At 44.6% G+C, this 17089-nt stretch carries 12 protein-coding genes; 4 read left to right on the top strand and 8 right to left on the bottom strand.

Features of this window, described 5'->3' with window-relative positions; all coding sequences use genetic code 11:
• Positions 1–157 precede the first annotated feature (157 nt).
• Positions 158–1543: an L-serine ammonia-lyase gene (locus ACJJIJ_RS06415; RefSeq protein WP_444938980.1), complete on the top strand. Its 1386-nt coding sequence runs from the start codon at positions 158–160 to the stop codon at positions 1541–1543.
• Between the two features lie 265 nt (positions 1544–1808).
• On the opposite strand, the gene ACJJIJ_RS06410 is transcribed toward ACJJIJ_RS06415, so the two are convergent.
• Positions 1809–2276 (bottom strand): hypothetical protein, encoded by a 468-nt coding sequence (locus tag ACJJIJ_RS06410; RefSeq protein ID WP_444938979.1) that lies wholly within the window; start codon positions 2274–2276, stop codon positions 1809–1811.
• A gap of 128 nt (positions 2277–2404) precedes the next feature.
• Between ACJJIJ_RS06410 and ACJJIJ_RS06405 the strand changes: the two genes are divergently transcribed.
• Positions 2405–3589: a serine hydrolase domain-containing protein gene (locus tag ACJJIJ_RS06405; RefSeq protein ID WP_444938978.1), complete on the top strand. Its 1185-nt coding sequence runs from the start codon at positions 2405–2407 to the stop codon at positions 3587–3589.
• A gap of 116 nt (positions 3590–3705) precedes the next feature.
• Here the strand turns inward: ACJJIJ_RS06405 and ACJJIJ_RS06400 are convergent, their stop codons facing one another.
• The 3 genes from ACJJIJ_RS06400 to ACJJIJ_RS06390 form a co-directional block, all read right to left on the bottom strand.
• Positions 3706–5673 carry a hypothetical protein gene (locus ACJJIJ_RS06400; protein WP_252085728.1) on the bottom strand — a complete coding sequence of 656 codons (1968 nt, stop codon included), beginning with the start codon at positions 5671–5673 and terminating at the stop codon, positions 3706–3708.
• A gap of 402 nt (positions 5674–6075) precedes the next feature.
• Positions 6076–9195 (bottom strand): efflux RND transporter permease subunit, encoded by a 3120-nt coding sequence (locus tag ACJJIJ_RS06395; RefSeq protein WP_444938977.1) that lies wholly within the window; start codon positions 9193–9195, stop codon positions 6076–6078.
• Positions 9196–9204: 9 nt separating this feature from the next.
• Positions 9205–10317, bottom strand: a complete 1113-nt coding sequence (locus ACJJIJ_RS06390; RefSeq protein ID WP_444938976.1) for an efflux RND transporter periplasmic adaptor subunit — start codon at positions 10315–10317, stop codon at positions 9205–9207.
• A gap of 104 nt (positions 10318–10421) precedes the next feature.
• Between ACJJIJ_RS06390 and ACJJIJ_RS06385 the strand changes: the two genes are divergently transcribed.
• Positions 10422–10988 (top strand): TetR/AcrR family transcriptional regulator, encoded by a 567-nt coding sequence (locus ACJJIJ_RS06385; protein ID WP_444938975.1) that lies wholly within the window; start codon positions 10422–10424, stop codon positions 10986–10988.
• A gap of 19 nt (positions 10989–11007) precedes the next feature.
• Entirely contained in the window at positions 11008–11907 is a 900-nt protein-coding gene (locus ACJJIJ_RS06380) for an ABC transporter six-transmembrane domain-containing protein (RefSeq protein WP_444938974.1), read from the top strand.
• A gap of 232 nt (positions 11908–12139) precedes the next feature.
• Here ACJJIJ_RS06380 and ACJJIJ_RS06375 read toward each other — a convergent pair whose 3' ends face one another.
• The 4 genes from ACJJIJ_RS06375 to ACJJIJ_RS06360 form a co-directional block, all read right to left on the bottom strand.
• Complete coding sequence (locus ACJJIJ_RS06375) at positions 12140–12487, bottom strand: hypothetical protein (protein WP_252085723.1); 348 nt, start codon at positions 12485–12487, stop codon at positions 12140–12142.
• The gene (locus tag ACJJIJ_RS06370) at positions 12468–13778 is read right to left on the bottom strand and encodes a thaumatin family protein (RefSeq protein ID WP_444938973.1); all 1311 of its coding nucleotides are present in this window, start codon (positions 13776–13778) and stop codon (positions 12468–12470) included. The genes ACJJIJ_RS06375 and ACJJIJ_RS06370 overlap by 20 nt, the downstream gene beginning before the upstream one ends.
• 306 nt (positions 13779–14084) lie before the next feature.
• A complete protein-coding gene (locus ACJJIJ_RS06365) occupies positions 14085–15779 on the bottom strand; it encodes a hypothetical protein (RefSeq protein ID WP_444938972.1) in 1695 nt (564 codons plus the stop codon).
• 432 nt (positions 15780–16211) lie between these two features.
• Positions 16212–16853 (bottom strand): Fic family protein, encoded by a 642-nt coding sequence (locus ACJJIJ_RS06360; protein ID WP_252085720.1) that lies wholly within the window; start codon positions 16851–16853, stop codon positions 16212–16214.
• Positions 16854–17089 lie beyond the last annotated feature (236 nt).

Genomic DNA, 17089 nt, shown 5'->3' with positions numbered 1-17089 from the left:
TAAATTCCGCAAAAGCCGTAACAAATAGAATTTTGTACGGAATAGCGACTGCCATCTTGATTGTTGCGCCTTGTAGGGCAAAGTGCGCCCCCAAATGGTGCAACTATATCCTTAAGGGAAGGCCGCGACTGTGTGCGGCCCAGCGCAGAGAATTTATATGAGTATTAGCGTATTTGAACTGTTTAAAATTGGCGTAGGCCCCTCTAGCTCCCATACGGTGGGCCCAATGGTCGCCGCCCGCCAATTTGTTCAGGACCTGCGCGACCGCGACCAACTCGCAAAAACCGATCGTATTCAAGTACACCTTTACGGTTCCCTGGCCCTGACCGGTATCGGCCACGGCACCGATATGGCGGTACTGATGGGACTGCTTGGCCAAACCCCCGATACCATCAATGTCGATAGTATCGATGAGAAGATGGCCGCCATTCACAGCGAACAAGCGCTGACACTTAATGGTGACCACAAAATAGAATTTGTTCGCGATCGCGACCTGCTCTTCCATATGGAAGAGTTCCTACCGCAACACTCTAACGGCATGACCTGCCAAGCCTATTGCGGCGAAGAACTACTATTCGAGCGCAGTTATTTTTCCATCGGCGGCGGCTTTGTTCTCTCAGAAGAAGACTTCGCTCACAAAGAAGAAATTGCCACGCTGCTGCCCTACGATTTCAGTAGTGCCGAACAGCTGATGAAGATCTGCGATCAGCACGACTGGACCATTGCCCAGTTGGCCATGGAAAACGAAAAAGCATTTCGCAGCGAGCAGGAAGTCAAAGACCGCCTGTGGAATATCTGGAAAGTGATGAAAGCCTCCATAGAGCGGGGCTGCCAACAAAAAGGAATTCTGCCCGGCGGCCTGAAGGTACGCCGCCGAGCCGCCGAGCTCTATCAGGAGTTGAGCAAACAAACAGCGGAAGAACGCAATCGCGGCCTCGCCATCCTCGACTGGGTGAGTTTGTTCGCGCTTGCCGTCAATGAAGAAAATGCTGCTCGCGGACGTATCGTTACCGCCCCAACCAATGGGGCCGCCGGTGTTATTCCCGCAGTGATCGCCTATTACGTGGAATTTGTGCACGACCCGAAAGTGCACGGAGAACTCAAAGAGCAGGTGGTGAAATTTATGCTCACTGCCGGCGCCATCGGCATGCTATTTAAGAAAAATGCCTCTATCTCCGCCGCCGAAGTGGGCTGCCAGGGTGAGATCGGCGTAGCCTGCTCAATGGCCTCCGCAGGCCTGGCCGCCGTGGAAGGCGGCAGTAATCAGCAAATCGAAAACGCTGCCGAGATTGGCATGGAGCACAACCTGGGCCTCACCTGCGATCCCATCGGCGGCCTGGTGCAAGTGCCCTGTATCGAACGCAACACCATGGGCGCGGTAAAAGCCATCAACGGCGCACGCCTGGCCCTACGCGGCGACGGCTCCCATATCGTACCGCTAGATAGCGTGATCGAAACCATGCGCCAGACCGGTATCGATATGCAGAGCAAATACAAAGAGACTTCTCTGGGCGGGTTGGCCGTTAACGCCGTTAACTGCTGATGGGTTTCTTTATGCCGGGGCTGGGTTTGGCCTCGGCAAGCTTGCCCTTTCAAAAATGCACACCCTAAACATGCTCATCTCTTGTCATTAAGGCAGGATCACTATCGAGAACTATTCAATTGGAACCTTAGAACCACGGTATTGTTGGAATGTCTCATGTCCCCTATCAGTTGTTTACTCCGCACTCTCTTAGTAGCTTCATAAACCATGAACATTATTGAGCAAAGGTGTTATTACTCCATAATTCACCTTCCTCAAAGGCAAATTATTGTTTAATAGAATGCTCGCCATCTGAATGAAGTGCAACTTCAGTAAGTGCCCGTTTTATTTCCTCGAGCTTTTCGGGAAGGCTGAACCCCAGATGTTTATTGAGCCTATCCAGTGAACGCTCTAACTCCTGAAATGTTTCAAGTATTTTCTCTACCTGCAGCTTTCCTTTATCTGTCAGAAAGAAAAGCCTCCTTCGCTTATCACTTGAGTCATCTTCATGCTTAATGAGTGAGAGCTTAAGTAACTTCGGAAGTTTCTGCTTAATAAGCTGAGGGGAGGAGTCTGTCTCACGAGCAATTTCATTCAATGACAATCCATCCAATCGATGCAAAGTCACGATGATTGAGCAAGATTTAACCGGAACTTGCACACCATTTCTCGTGAGAATTATCTCGCACTGCTTGGTGATAAGAGTAGAGATAGTCTCCGCAGTCTTGCCAATAAAGTAATTCTCAGGGCTCATAAAAGACAACTCTCATCCATCTTTCAAATTAATTTGGGGCTCATCAGCAGAGTATTGATGCTTGATTCTACCATAACCTTCAAATATATTTATAAACATGTTTATAAATATATTTATGGAGGGTAGCAATGCGGACAAAATGGATCATCTTCACTCTTTTCTTACAGTCTTGGGGAGCGCTAGCTCAAACAAACTGCTCTGTTCAATTACAAGACCTTTCAAAGGATATTGAAGCTCTTAGAGTTGAGGCCGATATACCGGGGATAGCGATAGGAGCAGCGTTAGACGGAGAATTGGTGTATGAAGAAGGTTTTGGCTTTGCTGACAAGTTACACAAAACACCGGTTACTCCCTCCACTATTTTCCAGATTGCCTCAGTAACCAAGCCAATCACAGCTTTGGCGGTAATGGAGATTGCTGATAAGCACTTGGTCGAACTAGAAAGTTCTGTGACTCTTGAACCAGGCTCTCTCCTAGTAAACCCCCATCACCCCTCAAAGGAAATCACCCTACTCCAACTGCTTACACATACATCCAGCATACAGGATGGTATGTATTATGAGGTGGATTTCAGAACGCCCGGGCAAGATTCAGCAATGAAGCTTTCCGAGCTGCTGGAAGATATCCTTCTAGAGAATGGCAAATATTATTCAGCAGATAAGTCTTTCCTGAAATCCCCGCCCGGGGAGCAATGGAGCTACAGCAATATGGGCTATAACTTGTTGGGCAACTGGGCCGAGCAACAATCTGGATTGAATTTAAAAGATTGGACTCAGAAAAACTTCTTTGAGCCATTGGGAATGGATCATACCTTCTGGACTATAGCAGATACGTCTGGGTTAGAAGTCGCAACGCCTTATCAAGCCCTTTCTGATGGCCAGCTTGTCGCAGTTGCACAAAGTAGTACTCCCGGATATCCGGCAGGAATGTTGCGCTCAACAGTTTCAGATTTGACAAAATTCTTCGGTGCGGTTGCTAATTCAGGTGTATTTATGAGGGAGACTATTTCCTCCCAAAAGGTGCTTCAAGAGATGTTTGCTGAGCGCTCCATGAGTGGCATTCCAGACCATCTGGAAAGTCAACTTGTTGCATGGAATAGCTATAACTACAAAAAGCGCTCCTATTTAAGCCATTGGGGTGGCAATATTGGGGTATACACGGCCGCTTATGTTGCTCCTGAAACAGGGCTTGCACTTGTCATTCTCACCAACAGGAGTGCAGAAAGGCCTCAAATTAATATGCTTAAAGAGCTATCTAAAAAAATCTATGATGTAGTTGAAAGATGTAATACTAAGACTGCAGTGGCAAGTTAAAATCATATTAAATAGATACGAATTGAGCCTTTAATTATTTTAAACTCACAGAAGCGGTGCAAATATAAGCATCAGAAATTGCGAGGGTAGGCAAGCCTACCCCCGTAAAAAGATGATTAGTTCACACTTTTAGAGTGGTAAACAATCGCTTGCCAGACGTTCTGCTGCCCGCCGATGTAGTTCTCAAAGGTGGGGTTCTTGATATAGTTCCAGGCAACTTTGCCGTTACCTAGATACATTGGCTCATCCAATCCACCCCATCCATAATCGGTGAGTTTTACTGGCCCTTCAAGTACATTGAGGTCTGCGTCAATCTCCATCACATAGTAGGCTTTAGGTACCAACATACGCATAGCCTCGCCTTTCTTGTTGTAACTGCGATTGTAGGGAAGGTTATCGGAAATACACTGGAACTGTGCATAACCAAACAAGTAGCGGCCATTCTTCAAGTCGACGAGCTGGGGGTCACTAATTTGGCAGTCGGAATCTTCCGCCAACCAATTGATACCAACTCCCTCAATATTACCTTCCCAATCAACCTTAGCAATACCTACACGAGTTAAGGAGGATTCATCCAGGGCGCCGCCAGAATAGAGTCCTTGCCTTGGTATCAGTGAATAGTCACCCTCATCATATTCGATTTCCTCGAGATACGAGAAGAAGCAATTCTTATTGGCCTTATCAGCACATTGATCATCAAAGGGACCATCTCCACTGGTATCAATACCGAGTGTATCCTGTAAGAACCTATCCATATCCTCATCTTCGATGTACTTCGGTGAGACGATAACAGATAAATTAGTATTAGCATCAACTGGGACTACTGTGTGCCCTCCCCCGTTGGAAATCATTGCACTTGTTGTAGGAACCACGTGATTGTAGGTGCCTTCAAGGACAGAGGAGCCATCATCTTCCATTTTGATGGCAATTGCATTCAAGCCAGGAGAGGGATGGTATTTATTCCCATCACTGGTACAGAGCGCACCAAACATTTCGTTGCCAGGGTTATAGAAAGCCCGGATATTCAGTACATGACCATGTCCACATAGCCAATACCACCCCCTACGCTCATCCCCAGTCATGGTCATTGACCAGTCGTCCCGGTCGATCACTGTAAGTCCCGCAGAATAGTGAGAACCGCTAACCAGTACTCGAGCAGTCACGGAAAATGCATAACTGGTTCGTCCCTTACTGTCATCCTCAACATATAATAGTTCTTGGGTGCCAAGATGAGTGCCACCATGCATTTTATTAACAACGTAAGCATCAGGTACTTCGGACAAAGGCTTGTTATCCCACTCCATCAGCCAAATCTGATCGTTATACTTTTTCTCATTATCGGTACCTGCAACAGCGTCAAGATTGTCCTCAATCTTCATCCAGCCAATACCGTGCTCTTCAATTAGATCTTTCTTAACATCGTATCGCTCACTAGCCTTATATTCTGTGTTACACAAAACAGCAACCCTGGAGCAGTCTGCACTAGCTGTTATACCGTGAGACTCATAACACTGTTTCAGAATCGTGGTATTGCCAGTTTGATCAAAACTTGAAGTTTCAGGGTTGTATTGGAGTTCATAGACAGAGCCATAGGTTGGATTTGAGGCACTTTGTCCTTCAGATAAGGTCGTGGATACAAACATCCGAGGCTTATCTGTATCAGTCGCGCAGGTCGCAGTGTAGCTACGAATAGGGATATCGATATTTTCTTCATCTTGCTCACTATCTGTTCGGCCAATATAGTGTGCAAGCTGGTAAACTTCCTGGGCGTTTACCATTGCATCAGGTAGGGTGATATCTGTAGCAGTTATAGTGGCAAACCCCAGATCGGAAGTAGAAACATCTCCAACCGTTACCGTTGAGGGATCATTATCGGGAAGGGGCGTATCGCTCCCAGTATCGCCGGAACCACTATCACCTCCTTGGTTATCGCCACCCTGATCACCACCATTATTACTGCCACCATCACCCACAGCTGGTGTCTCAGGTTCAGAGTCTGAAGAACCGCCCCCTCCTCCGCTACACGCAGCCAAAGCTGCAGTTAATGCCAGCACCAGTAAATTTTTGCTAAATAACTTGTCCATAATCGCCTGAAATCTTATTTTTTGATTTGTGTGTTAGGTAAGGATTAAGAATTAAGTTCCAATGAGTTACGAAATGAAAATACGAAAAGAATTTTATTTTTTCGTGAATAATTTTCTGTGTCGCATTTAAAAAAATGAAGAAACTAAAGCCTGCCTATATCGGTGCCTTTCTGACGATATTTGTCACCTATATACAAATTGCGTTAGAGATGCTCTCTACACTCATAAAGCTCTATTCAAAATGGGGGATATTATTCAGCATGAGCACTCCCGAATTGCTTATTGATGACAGCCGAGCACCTGCTTCCGCAAAAAACTGGAGGCTTTAGCAGCAAATAAATGAACGTCTAGCCAGCGCTCGCTCCTAAACGTTAACTCATCAGCTTAACCTTACAGCTTATGTCACCTAAGCGAGACTTGCCCAGGATAAGAAGCACTATCGCTTTTCGAAGCAATTTTGCTCTGCCTAAAAGAAAGCAACAGAGGGATCAGGATTAGAGTAATCGGTGTAGCAAATAGCTCCCCGAACACTAGGGATATAGCCGCTGGCTTTAAATATTGGGCTTGCTCGCTGGTTTCGGCTAATAAGGGTAGCAACCCACAGATAGTAGTCACCGTAGTTAAGAAAATTGCCCTTACGCGACTTTTCCCAGCTTGAAGTAGCGCTGTTTTTACTGGCACACCCTGCGTGTAGAGTTGATTAAATCGGCTCATTAATACTAGGGAATCGTTAATCACTACCCCAGTCATTGCCATCATTCCAAATAAGGATAATAAGCTTACTGGGGAGCCCAGTAGGCCGTGTCCAATAATTGCCCCCGCAAAGCCCATTGGAATCACCGACATAATAATCACTGGTTGCCAATAGGATTTTAATGGTATCGCCAACAAAACGTAGATAAGTAAAAGCGTCAGCAACATGGACTTCTTAAATCCAGCCTGTACTTCTACTATTTCGGCAAATTCACCAACAGCTTTAATTTGGACACCTGGGTAAAGGCGCTCCAGTTCTAGCACCAGCTCTTCCTTTAGCCGCTCCCAGTTTTTTTCCGGTGAACTGACAGAACGATTCTGACGCCAGTAGATGCTGACCACTTCATCGCGATCTCGCCGATAAATTACCTCCGGTTCCCGCTCATACTTCAGCTTCGCTATTTCACCTAAGCTTACGTAGCTGTTGTTGCCCAGGTTAATGGGAGTGGCTTTTAACTGCTCGATTGTTTTAGTCTGCATTTGAGGTAAGCGAGCCAATACCAATGTCTCTTCCCCGTTATCCAACAGCCTGTGTATCTCAATCTGGCCGAATGCACCTCCAATCACAGAAGCCAGATGACTTTGATCAATTCCCAGGCTGGCTCCCCGCTCATTGACCATAATTTTCAGCTGTCTTTTGGCTAGCTGGCTATCATCGTAGACATCATTCACGCCGGGTAACTCTGCGAGTGAAGCCTTGAGACGGTTAGCCACTTGTTTCGCCTGATCCCGATTGCTGGCAGAAACCGCAATAGCAGTATCGCCCGCCGGTTCTTCCGTAAGGCTAAACTTCACTGCATAGCTCCCCTCTAAAACACCTGTTTGCAGCCGTAGCTCCTGCAAAAAGCGGTTGCTCTCTACTCTGGCCAGGGCGTCATGTGTTAATTCCGCTGTCAACTCTATGGTCTTGGTGCCTTCCTTTGACACGATATACTTGCTAACAGGTGACTCCGGAAGTTCATACTCCTGTTGCAATCTATTTGCGGTGCGCTTGATGGCCTGTTCAAGTTGATCGGTATTACGTTCCGCTAAAGTATTTGCAACTCCATGCTGCATAGTGACTTTAACCGTGGCATAGCGTCCTGGAATTTCGGGAAAGAATACTGAAGCGATATGTCCCTTGAACATAGCGCCATATGCCAGCAGCAAAAAGGTGACAAATAGACTGATACTTGTTTTCCGGTTTGCCAGGCTCAATGACAAAAGCGGAATATATATCTTATCTGAAAATTGATTTAATAAACGGTTACATTTCTCTCTGGCGATCTCAATCCATCGTTTTATTGTGCCACTAGTTTGAGTATGCGTTTTTGGATAGCTTAAATGCGCGGGCAATATAAATTTGCTTTCAATTAATGAAAATATCAGTGCAAATATCACTACAGCAGAGAATCCTGACAGCACCTTTGCCAACTCATTTTCAATCCATAGCATCGGTGAGAAGGCCGCGATTGTAGTCAATACGCCAAAAACTGTGGGCACGGCTACGGCTTCAACCCCCTTCCAGGCAGCTTCTTTGGTGTCAGTTGTATTTTGTCTCGCCTGGTGAATACTTTCACCGACCACAACGGCATCATCTACCAATATCCCCAGTACCAAAATCATACCGAATAAAGTGATATCGTTGATGCTGTAATCCAGGGAAGGAAAACCCATCAATGTAATCGCACCAGCCAGGGATATGGGAATACCTAAGGCAACCCAAAAGGCTAGCCGCGTATCTAAAAAAAGCACCAATAGCAATAAGACGATTAATAATCCCTGCAAGGCGTTGGAACTTAGCAAGTCTAATTGCTCGGAAATATAGGGAGACATATCCGCCATTACATCCAACTGCATGTTCCTGGGTAATGTCGATTCCAATGATTCTAATACTGATTTTGTGGCTTCATGGATATGAAACAGGTTGTCTTTTTGGCTGGTGGATACCATCAGTGCGACTGCAGGTTGCCCTTGATATCGAACAATACTGTCGGTTTGCTCATAATCTCGCTTAACAGTAGCGATATCACTGAGTCTCACTCGTGCCGTCGATGTAGTAATAATGGGGATATTCCTCAGTTCCGCCAAATTGTCAGCCAGGGAACTACCCTGCAGCACAATATTTCCATTAGCCGTTCTTAATTCACCACTGCGATATTCCACTGACCACTGGCGAATACGTTCCGTTAGGTTTTCAAGAGATAAACCGTAGCGTTGAAGTTTCCTGAGGTCTGGCTCTATAGCCAATAGTTGCTTTCTTTTACCCAGGTTTGTCACTTTGGAAATAGCAGGATGTTTCTTAAGCGCTCGCTCTACTCGTGAGGATACCTGCTGAAGCGAATCATTATTGTCACCGCCGTAGACCATGACAAACGCCGCAAGATTCGTATATTCACTGCGATAAATACGCGGCCGCTCCGCCAATACGGGAAAGCCTTCGATACTTTCAACTTGATTACGAATATCTTCAATCAAACGATCCAGCTTCACATTAGTATTTTTTTTCACTACTAATAAAGCGTAACCTTTGCTTGATTGGCTGGTTATGCGCTTTATTCCTGCAACACCACTAATAGCTTCCTCAATACGCTGTGTAATGCCTTCATCTACCTGGCGGGCAGTACCGCCGGGGTAGACAACGGAGATTTCGACTTCCGTAGGTGGAATTTGTGGAAAGCTTTCCACCCGCAGATTTTGAAAGGTCAGCGTGCCTGCAACCAGAATGAACGCCATGAGAAGGTTAGCGGCAACTGGGTTATCCAGGAACCAGTGTGAGAGTGTTTTCATATGCAGGCCTTAGTGGATAGTCATTGCAACCGCTTGACCTTCTAAAAAGTTGGTCAAAGGAAAGCGAACAAGCTGACGATTCTGATGGGGTCGATTCTTGTAACGAAATAGAACCGAATCCGGCCGCATATCCAGTAGCTCTATCTCTTCCAAAAGTAGGGATTGTTCAGAAACGCTCCATACTTTCCCATCTTCTGTAAGAACCGATGCTGGTGCACTGACAACATAGCTCTGTGTGTTGCCTGCAAACACTACATCGACCTGTTGATCAGCAAGCAAAGGGGTCTCGCGCTGAAAGGGGTTAGCCACTTGCAACATAAGGCTGCGCTGACGGGTGGCCGCATCCATAATTGGGCTTAGGTAACGGACCGAGGCCTTCCATTGTTGTCCATCAGGCGCCTCCATTGTGATTTTGTAGGGGCCTTGCTGAAGGCCGTTTAAGCGCTGCCAAGTCTGCTCGGAAAGCTCAACTTTGACATCCAGGTAGTCACTGGCTGCTACTCGAAAGAGTACATCCCCCTCATTTATCCATTGGCCAGGATGGATTAAATCGGCAATAACCACCGAGTCAAAAGGTGCTTTAATTTGTGTATCAGCCAGCCTCTGCTGGGAGGATGCGAGAGCTCCCCTCGCCGCTTCTCGATTTGCCTCTGCGGCTTTGACATGCGGCTCTAGTCGGCCAAATGATGACTTCGCTTTATCCCCGCGTTTTGCCACGTATTGACGCATGAGTATTTCGGCCAAGTTGAGTTCAGCCTCTGACACCCTGGCTTGAGCAGCACGGATTTCAGCCAGGTAAAAAGTATCCTGTAGCGACGCCAGTATTTCTCCCTTCCTAATGAGACTGCCCGGCATTGCGTGGTTAGTAATATGGGTGACACGCCCGCTCACTGATGCGATAACCTCAGTCGCCCAGCGGGGTTGTGTTATGCCTGTTGTTTTTACTTCAAGCTGAGCATCCGCCGGTACTGCCTCCACGACAGTAACAGTAAGGCCAGACTCTTTGGGCTTCTCCACCATGGCTGCAGGCTGCTGCTCAGCCATAAGCCATAGCCCCACCAAGACCAGCAAGCTGGTGGCAACAATACCTGCAGCTCGCCGCTTTAACCAGATTCCCGCCATTTTCATCATGCCTAGGCAACTTACATTTTATGGAACACACTTGAACCATAACCAATAGTACATTATGATACAAGCATGTTCCATAAAGTTCAGGTAATAACTCCATGGCTGATCACCTAGATGCACGTATTCAGAAGTCACAAACTGCGATCATGAAGGCGGGTATGGAACTCCTGAGTAAAAATAGGGAGGCATCCTTTAGCGATATTGCCCGGGCGGCCGGAGTTGGGCGCACTACCCTTTACCGCCTTTATGACACGAGAGAAAAGCTGATTAAGGCGGTTGCGATTCACTGCCTGGAGGCATTTGATAAAGCCACCGAACACTTGGAAAGCGAGGCTGAATCGGCTCTGCAAGCCTTCCACCTGATGTTCAAGGCGATTTTTCCGCTGTCGGCCGAAATGGAGTTTTTAATGAAATTGGGAGACTTTGATGAAGATGACCCAGAGCTCACCACAATCTATGAGAAACAAGAGAGTGAAATCGCGACATTGGTGGAATACGCAAAATCTGAAGGCAGCCTGTCCAAGAAACTTCCTACTTCCTGGGTGGTAAACCTGGTAGAGGGCCTGCTTTATACATCCTGGCTAACAAAAAATACAGAATCCATAGATCACGATACGCTGGCCGATTTAGCGTTTCACACATTTTGCAATGGCGTTGCTCGTTAAGCATTGAGAGTGTTGTTAAATGACTCAGCCAGTTACCACTGTTTCAAAGTCAACAGATGATGATTATACAAAAGGCAAGCACAAATATTCTTTACTTTCGATTTTTACCCGATTTAAGTGGCGAGTATCCTTGACCCTATCGCTAGTCGTTATTGAAACACTCCTCGAACTACTTTTTCCACTTGCCATCGGCTGGGCTATCAATAGTCTATTAGAACAGTCCTACAATGGCATCTATCTTTTGGCAACCTTAGGTAGCATTTCTATTCTTATAGGAAGCGCCCGAAGATTTTACGATACCAGAGTCTACGCACATATTTATCAAGTAGTTACTTCGGAAATGGTAGCCCGTGAAAAAGTAAAGAAGCAGTCTGTATCGACTATTACTGCGCGCTCCAGTTTGTTAACTGAAATTGTCGAATTTTTTGAAAACAGCCTACCGGAAATTATTACCGTTACTATTGGCACGGTGGGGTTACTCATTATTATTAGCGCCATCAATCTCAATATCTTTCTCGCTTGCCTGGCTCTCCTAGCTCTGATTACCCTGATCTATTGCGTAATCGGGAATACCAATTACCAGCTGAATGAATCTTATAATAATGAGCTGGAATATCAGGTTGATGCGATTAAACAGCCAAATGTTGAGCACGCAAAAGCCCACTTCCGGCGTCTTATGCGGTGGAATATTGAATTGAGCGACCTGGAAACAGGCACCTACTTTATATTATGGGCTGGCATAGTCGCTTTGTTTGTTTACGCTCCCATAGCGGCAATCGATGGGGGCCTGGTTAACTATGGATTGATCGTTGCCCTGTTAATGTACGTCTTCGACTTTATTGGGAAGGTATCTGCGTTACCACTCTATGTTCAGCAGGTTATTCGTTTGAAGGAAATTTCAAATCGGATTGGCTCATAAGGAAAGAGTATTTTTATTGTCAAAGGCACTTCCCCTTGTTCAAAACAGCTGGGGAATTCACCAAATACTGGCTCTATATCAAACTAAACTTTGAAAGTCGCTTTCAAAGCTTAGTACAGTCACAATTGACTGCCGGCACTTTCTTTCTGCTATTGAACCTACCCATAAACAACGGACACGTCACTAAGACGACAAGTAATCATAGATGTTTTCTATCCCCAATCGCCTTATATCAAAGGGCTTCTTCGCCGCTATTACCTAGCAACAAGTAGAGTGCTGGCCACTTATCATCCAAAGTAGCTGAAAATTCTATGCAGCACCTCTTCCCACCAGCTGGGAGATATTGACTATTGACATCATATTCCAATAGCCCTTGAATCCCCCAAGCTGGGAATTTGTTTAAACACAATGAGCACTCTGCTTGAAATTTTGCGCCTGACATACACTTATATTCTGGCGCAACAAATTCATTCTTACACTCTGGGCAGACTACTTTCCAGATGATTTCAGACCACGCCTCAGGAACTTCCTGTACTTTCTCTTTGTCTGACAACTTCCAGCTATTTAAAAACAATAACAAAATCTGTTTCTGCGGGACACGCGAAATCCCCGATGGCATCATCAAAAGCATAGCGATAAACATGTTTAGACGTGGGCGCTTTTAAGTTTTTGACATACGTAGAATTATTCGCCCCAATTTTACCTGGAGACTGGTCACAACTTGTCGGCGAACTGTAGTCCCCTGTACAGCAAAACAAATCGACTTCATTGTTAGATTTAATTCTCGCATATGTACAGGGGCTCATACAGCCTTTAAAGTTATTTTTTTTAGATACCAAAGTAAGATCCCAAGGCTTCCCGTCATTTTTTGTAGGTAATTGAGAGCTGGCTTTACAAACAGATTCGTCGATACGCAGCACACCCAAAGGATTACTAGAATCATAATAACCGGCACCTAGAATATTTGAGTTCTCTGGGGGTATTGTATAGGTACAATACGCTGGCGCTGCGGGATAAGCTATTACACTGATGTTATACCCGTCTACCGCAGACACATCAAAATTAGTAGCGCCCTTTGGGATTTGTTCATTATCTTTGTTTATTTTTACAGACAAACTTGTATATTCAATTTTTGTGGCATAGGGATTTTTACCATTTCCGTAACCTCCCGTATTCACCCATTCGCATTGACTGTTTGGGCATATTTGGTAAGCGGTCATAGTAAATGCGGATGACTTTAATCCAGCGAGAAATTTAGACCCCCCCCCTGATTTAACATCAACCGAAAAAACCTTGCTGGACCCTTTGTCAATCTCAAACAGATTTTGCGTATTTTTACAATTATTGTTCTTTGGGTTGACCTTTTTGGTGCAAATCATACCAACTTGAATCTTTGGGTATTTTGTTTGATTCTTAAAGGTAATTTTACGATTACCATAATTTGTTATTGCCGGCTTACTCGGGGCCGATTTCCCAGGCCAAACCTGTGCACCAAAGGCAACTGTATACACATTTGAATTACTCACAGGATTATTAATAACCGCTCCAGGACAGCTTGTAGACTTACTATTAACTTTTCCGTTTTTCATAGCAAATGTACAGCTTATCCATTCATTTTTTTTATTTTTGTAATAGAGCTTATAGGTACCTTTTAAACTAGCGTTATACTCTCCAAGAAATGCCTGCTGCGTAGAACTATATAGATAATCAATTTGTACGCCTCCACTATACACATAAACCGGGTAGCTAACATTAGTAGGTAATTGCCACATTAAGTAATTTTTTGCGCCTGCCAAACTCACATTTGGGACTACAATGCCCGCCGATAGTGAAATGCACCATGCTGAAACGTGTTTTATTACATTTTTCATATAGTGTCTCCTTCCAATTTTATAGCCTGTCGCAACGACATGTGAGATATTTGCTATTTCTGTGCACCGCCATCATCGGCTAAAACCGATGATAAAACGTTTTTCCCCACAGTTTACCAGGTTCATTATGAACTTAGTCAACCTATCACTATTTCACCAATCTGATTTACAAGACACCATTATTAATACCATACATCTCTACCTATTTGCTTCGTAAGCGGATTGTCATCGCCTGAGCTTCGGTAGTCGCCTTTCTATTAATGATGATTATCGGCTCCTGATTCATATTCCAATGCTCTCCAGCTTCTATTCCCCGTATAGCCCAGATCTATATAGTTTTGAAGTGTCAATTTCCCATTTTTCCTGATTTATTGTATGACCTTTGAGCCTAAAAACCTTTTTCTCTAGCGTTGGAGAAGCAAGCTTTGTCACGCGCTCAATGTACTTATCTACGAGATCAGGCAACTGCGCTAATCCATCACATTTGGGAAGTACATTCTTCAAAATATTGCAGTTAAGTGCTTGAATTCTGGCGGACTCCAAATTATTCCAACTTTTATATGATCCAAAGCTGGAATTTACCAGAACCCCTTTTTGATAGGTAAGAGCTTTGGTATCAATTATATGGGGAAAGCAATCTACTATATACTGAGTTCTTTCTATTTCGGAAAGGGTGTCAAATTTCTCATGTTGAGTAATCGCCTCATTTATACGTCTCTCCAGGTTCTTTACCATACGTGCGCCCTCTGGATAGAGTGTGGCTTTGGCCTGAACTAACAAGACAACGCTAGTCCGTTCGCAATATGCTAATAGATCGATTTCGGTGCTGCCAATATCCTTCCCAAGGAAAACATTATATCCGTTCGACTCAAAATGTTCCTTAGCTCTATTTAGCAATATCGGTTCAAATTCCCTGGAAATCTTCTTATCGAAGTTGTATTTTCTCCTCAGAGACTTGTTATTCATAATACTTATCACGAGATTTCTGCTTGATAGTAGTGTTGTTGTCGCCCCTGGAGAGAAGTAGATCTGCTCTTGTAAATTCCAAAATGGAGGTAAAAACCTTTTACTGATACTTTCCCGATTATCAGCATCGCTGAAGAAGAACTCGGTGAATTTTTCAAAGTCCTGACCATTTGATTTGGTCAATTCGTTCACCAGACTCCTCAATTCCGACTTCTTAGCAACAACCATTGCGAGGTCATGGTATAGATCTTTTTCGGCAGCACTTCCTATGAGCTGATTTACCTCGAGGTAGCTGTAGACTGATTGAGTAGCAAGCAAGTAGGCTTCGCAAATAGCCAGAAATGCCCGCCTAGTGTCTCTAAAACCTTTAGGGCTCGAGAATCCTATTTCACAGTAGAAGGAATCAGGCACAATGAAAGCTTCACTAAAGGAATTAGCGTTTAGCTCGTAAAGCCGTTTGATGAGTGTTTTTCCCTTCAGTACCTGTAGCGGTTCGCTCCGAGATAAGCGTCGCTTTGTAGCTTTATGAAATTCAAGCTTTGCTCCAGAATCGTTACCTTGAGAGTTCTTATAAAAAGGCAGACTCAAGTGTGTCAATACCTCGTCACGAATCTCAAACTTAGCTATCTCCTCGGAGGCATAGAAAATAGATGAACTTTCGTTATCTGTTCGCTCAAACTTATAAACACCAGCGTGAAGTAACGGAAATACTTGATTCAAAGTAGCGCACTGGAACAAAATATCGAAATCCCTATGTTCAATTTCTAATAATCGATTTCGGCATTCTATCGTGCTCATAGGTGTGAAATCGAAATTGTCTTTTTCGAAGATGAACATAAATGGGGTGAGAAAGGCTGAATCTGGTGTGCCGGTTTCGACTAGATGGAGAGCGGTTATTTCACACATTAAGTTGAATGCCATACAAAACGGAAGTTCTAGTATGGGGTTAGCATTAAAGTCCTCGTCAATTTTTGCTTCTAACGCTTCCAAGGCATGATCCTTTATAGTGGTGCAACTACCTACAAGTGGTTGCACACGAACAGCCCAAAAATCGAGAAGTTACCAATAGAGAATCGTTGCAATAAATTCATCTACAATACAAAGCTACTCATCTTCCTATATCCTCTGATTTGATCAAGATTCCGTAGATCCAGTTAATCGAGTCACCATTAACTTGCCACTATCAGGTTTTATTTTCTCAACATATTCAACTACTCGATCAGCACTTCGGAAAACTTTGGCTCCAGGGCGCCCAGTCAGCATTAGAAGATAGCGTGGCTTACATGGATCAGAGGCATCTGCTATCCATAGGTGAAAGCACCGTGATTTGGCAGCCTTCTTCGGTTTAACTACCTCAAGTTCAAACTCTATAATACGACCTGATGCAACTAACGCTTTTAGTCCATTCTCTTGGAGGCCGTATTGAATTGATTCAGGCATTTTGCTTCCTTTCAAAATGAGTTGCTGTTATCCAAAGTCAACGTGATACTTTGCCAGAAAATCGATCATCTCAGACTCATTACCGTTATCATAAAACCGGATCATTTTGGTATTGAATTCAAGCTTTGCTTTTGCAGGCACCAAAATAGGGGAAATACCTTCGGACAGCAGGGCACCATTCATCATCAGCCGGCCAGTGCGCTTATTCCCATCCCAGAAGAACTGATTGCGAGCCATCTGCAAAAATAGGGAGCAAGCCCGTACCTTAGTGTCCTGAATCGTCCCCAGTTTGCCGATCATTTCGTTCCACTTGGCATCCAGGGTTTCTGCCTTTGGAGGGGTGTATTCAGTACCAGAGATTCGTACATTGCCAGTTCTAAAGCAGCCCCAATCCAGAGCCTCTTCTTTGGCAACCAGGTCTTGAAGACTGCACGCTACCTCTTTTGTTACTGCGAAGCGTTCGGCCTCGATCAGTCCAAATAGCTTCTCCCAGCTGGCCTTCTGGTTTAGCACCAGGTTCTGCTCGCTCAGGGTATGCCCACCAACTGTAATCCCATCTAACAGCGTTTGGACCTCTGGCAATGTGAAAGGTGAATCTTCCAGTGCGGCAGTATCAAACACGAACTGCGTCATATAATGCTTGCACTGAAAAAGTAGTTTCTTATTCATATAAAAATCCATTAGTTTTGCTTCCTCAGTCCTTATGGTCACTGGACAATCAACCCTTGCGTCCTATTGAGAGTAAATATATTATGTACCACCCCATCAGTCAATATATTATTTACCTATTTTGAAGAAAATTCTCACCCCTGACGAAATTATTGATCAAATGAAAGATCGTTTAGATCTCACTACCGATGTTGAATTGGCCAACCTTATTGGCGTAAAAAAACAAAATATTAATC

The sequence above is a fragment of the Microbulbifer mixtoriginis (SeqCode) genome (assembly GCF_052467945.1).
Note: the sequence above shows the minus strand (reverse complement) of the source record. Positions and strands in the feature narration are given on the sequence as shown.

Excerpts from the sequence above, each read along its gene's own strand:
- ACJJIJ_RS06415 (WP_444938980.1), top strand. The coding sequence starts at position 158 with ATGAGTATTAGCGTATTTGAACTGTTTAAAATTGGCGTAGGCCCCTCT.
- ACJJIJ_RS06410 (WP_444938979.1), bottom strand. The coding sequence starts at position 2,276 with ATGAGCCCTGAGAATTACTTTATTGGCAAGACTGCGGAGACTATCTCT.
- ACJJIJ_RS06405 (WP_444938978.1), top strand. The coding sequence starts at position 2,405 with ATGCGGACAAAATGGATCATCTTCACTCTTTTCTTACAGTCTTGGGGA.
- ACJJIJ_RS06400 (WP_252085728.1), bottom strand. The coding sequence starts at position 5,673 with ATGGACAAGTTATTTAGCAAAAATTTACTGGTGCTGGCATTAACTGCA.
- ACJJIJ_RS06395 (WP_444938977.1), bottom strand. The coding sequence starts at position 9,195 with ATGAAAACACTCTCACACTGGTTCCTGGATAACCCAGTTGCCGCTAAC.
- ACJJIJ_RS06390 (WP_444938976.1), bottom strand. The coding sequence starts at position 10,317 with ATGGCGGGAATCTGGTTAAAGCGGCGAGCTGCAGGTATTGTTGCCACC.
- ACJJIJ_RS06385 (WP_444938975.1), top strand. The coding sequence starts at position 10,422 with ATGGCTGATCACCTAGATGCACGTATTCAGAAGTCACAAACTGCGATC.
- ACJJIJ_RS06380 (WP_444938974.1), top strand. The coding sequence starts at position 11,008 with ATGACTCAGCCAGTTACCACTGTTTCAAAGTCAACAGATGATGATTAT.
- ACJJIJ_RS06370 (WP_444938973.1), bottom strand. The coding sequence starts at position 13,778 with ATGAAAAATGTAATAAAACACGTTTCAGCATGGTGCATTTCACTATCG.
- ACJJIJ_RS06360 (WP_252085720.1), bottom strand. The coding sequence starts at position 16,853 with ATGAATAAGAAACTACTTTTTCAGTGCAAGCATTATATGACGCAGTTC.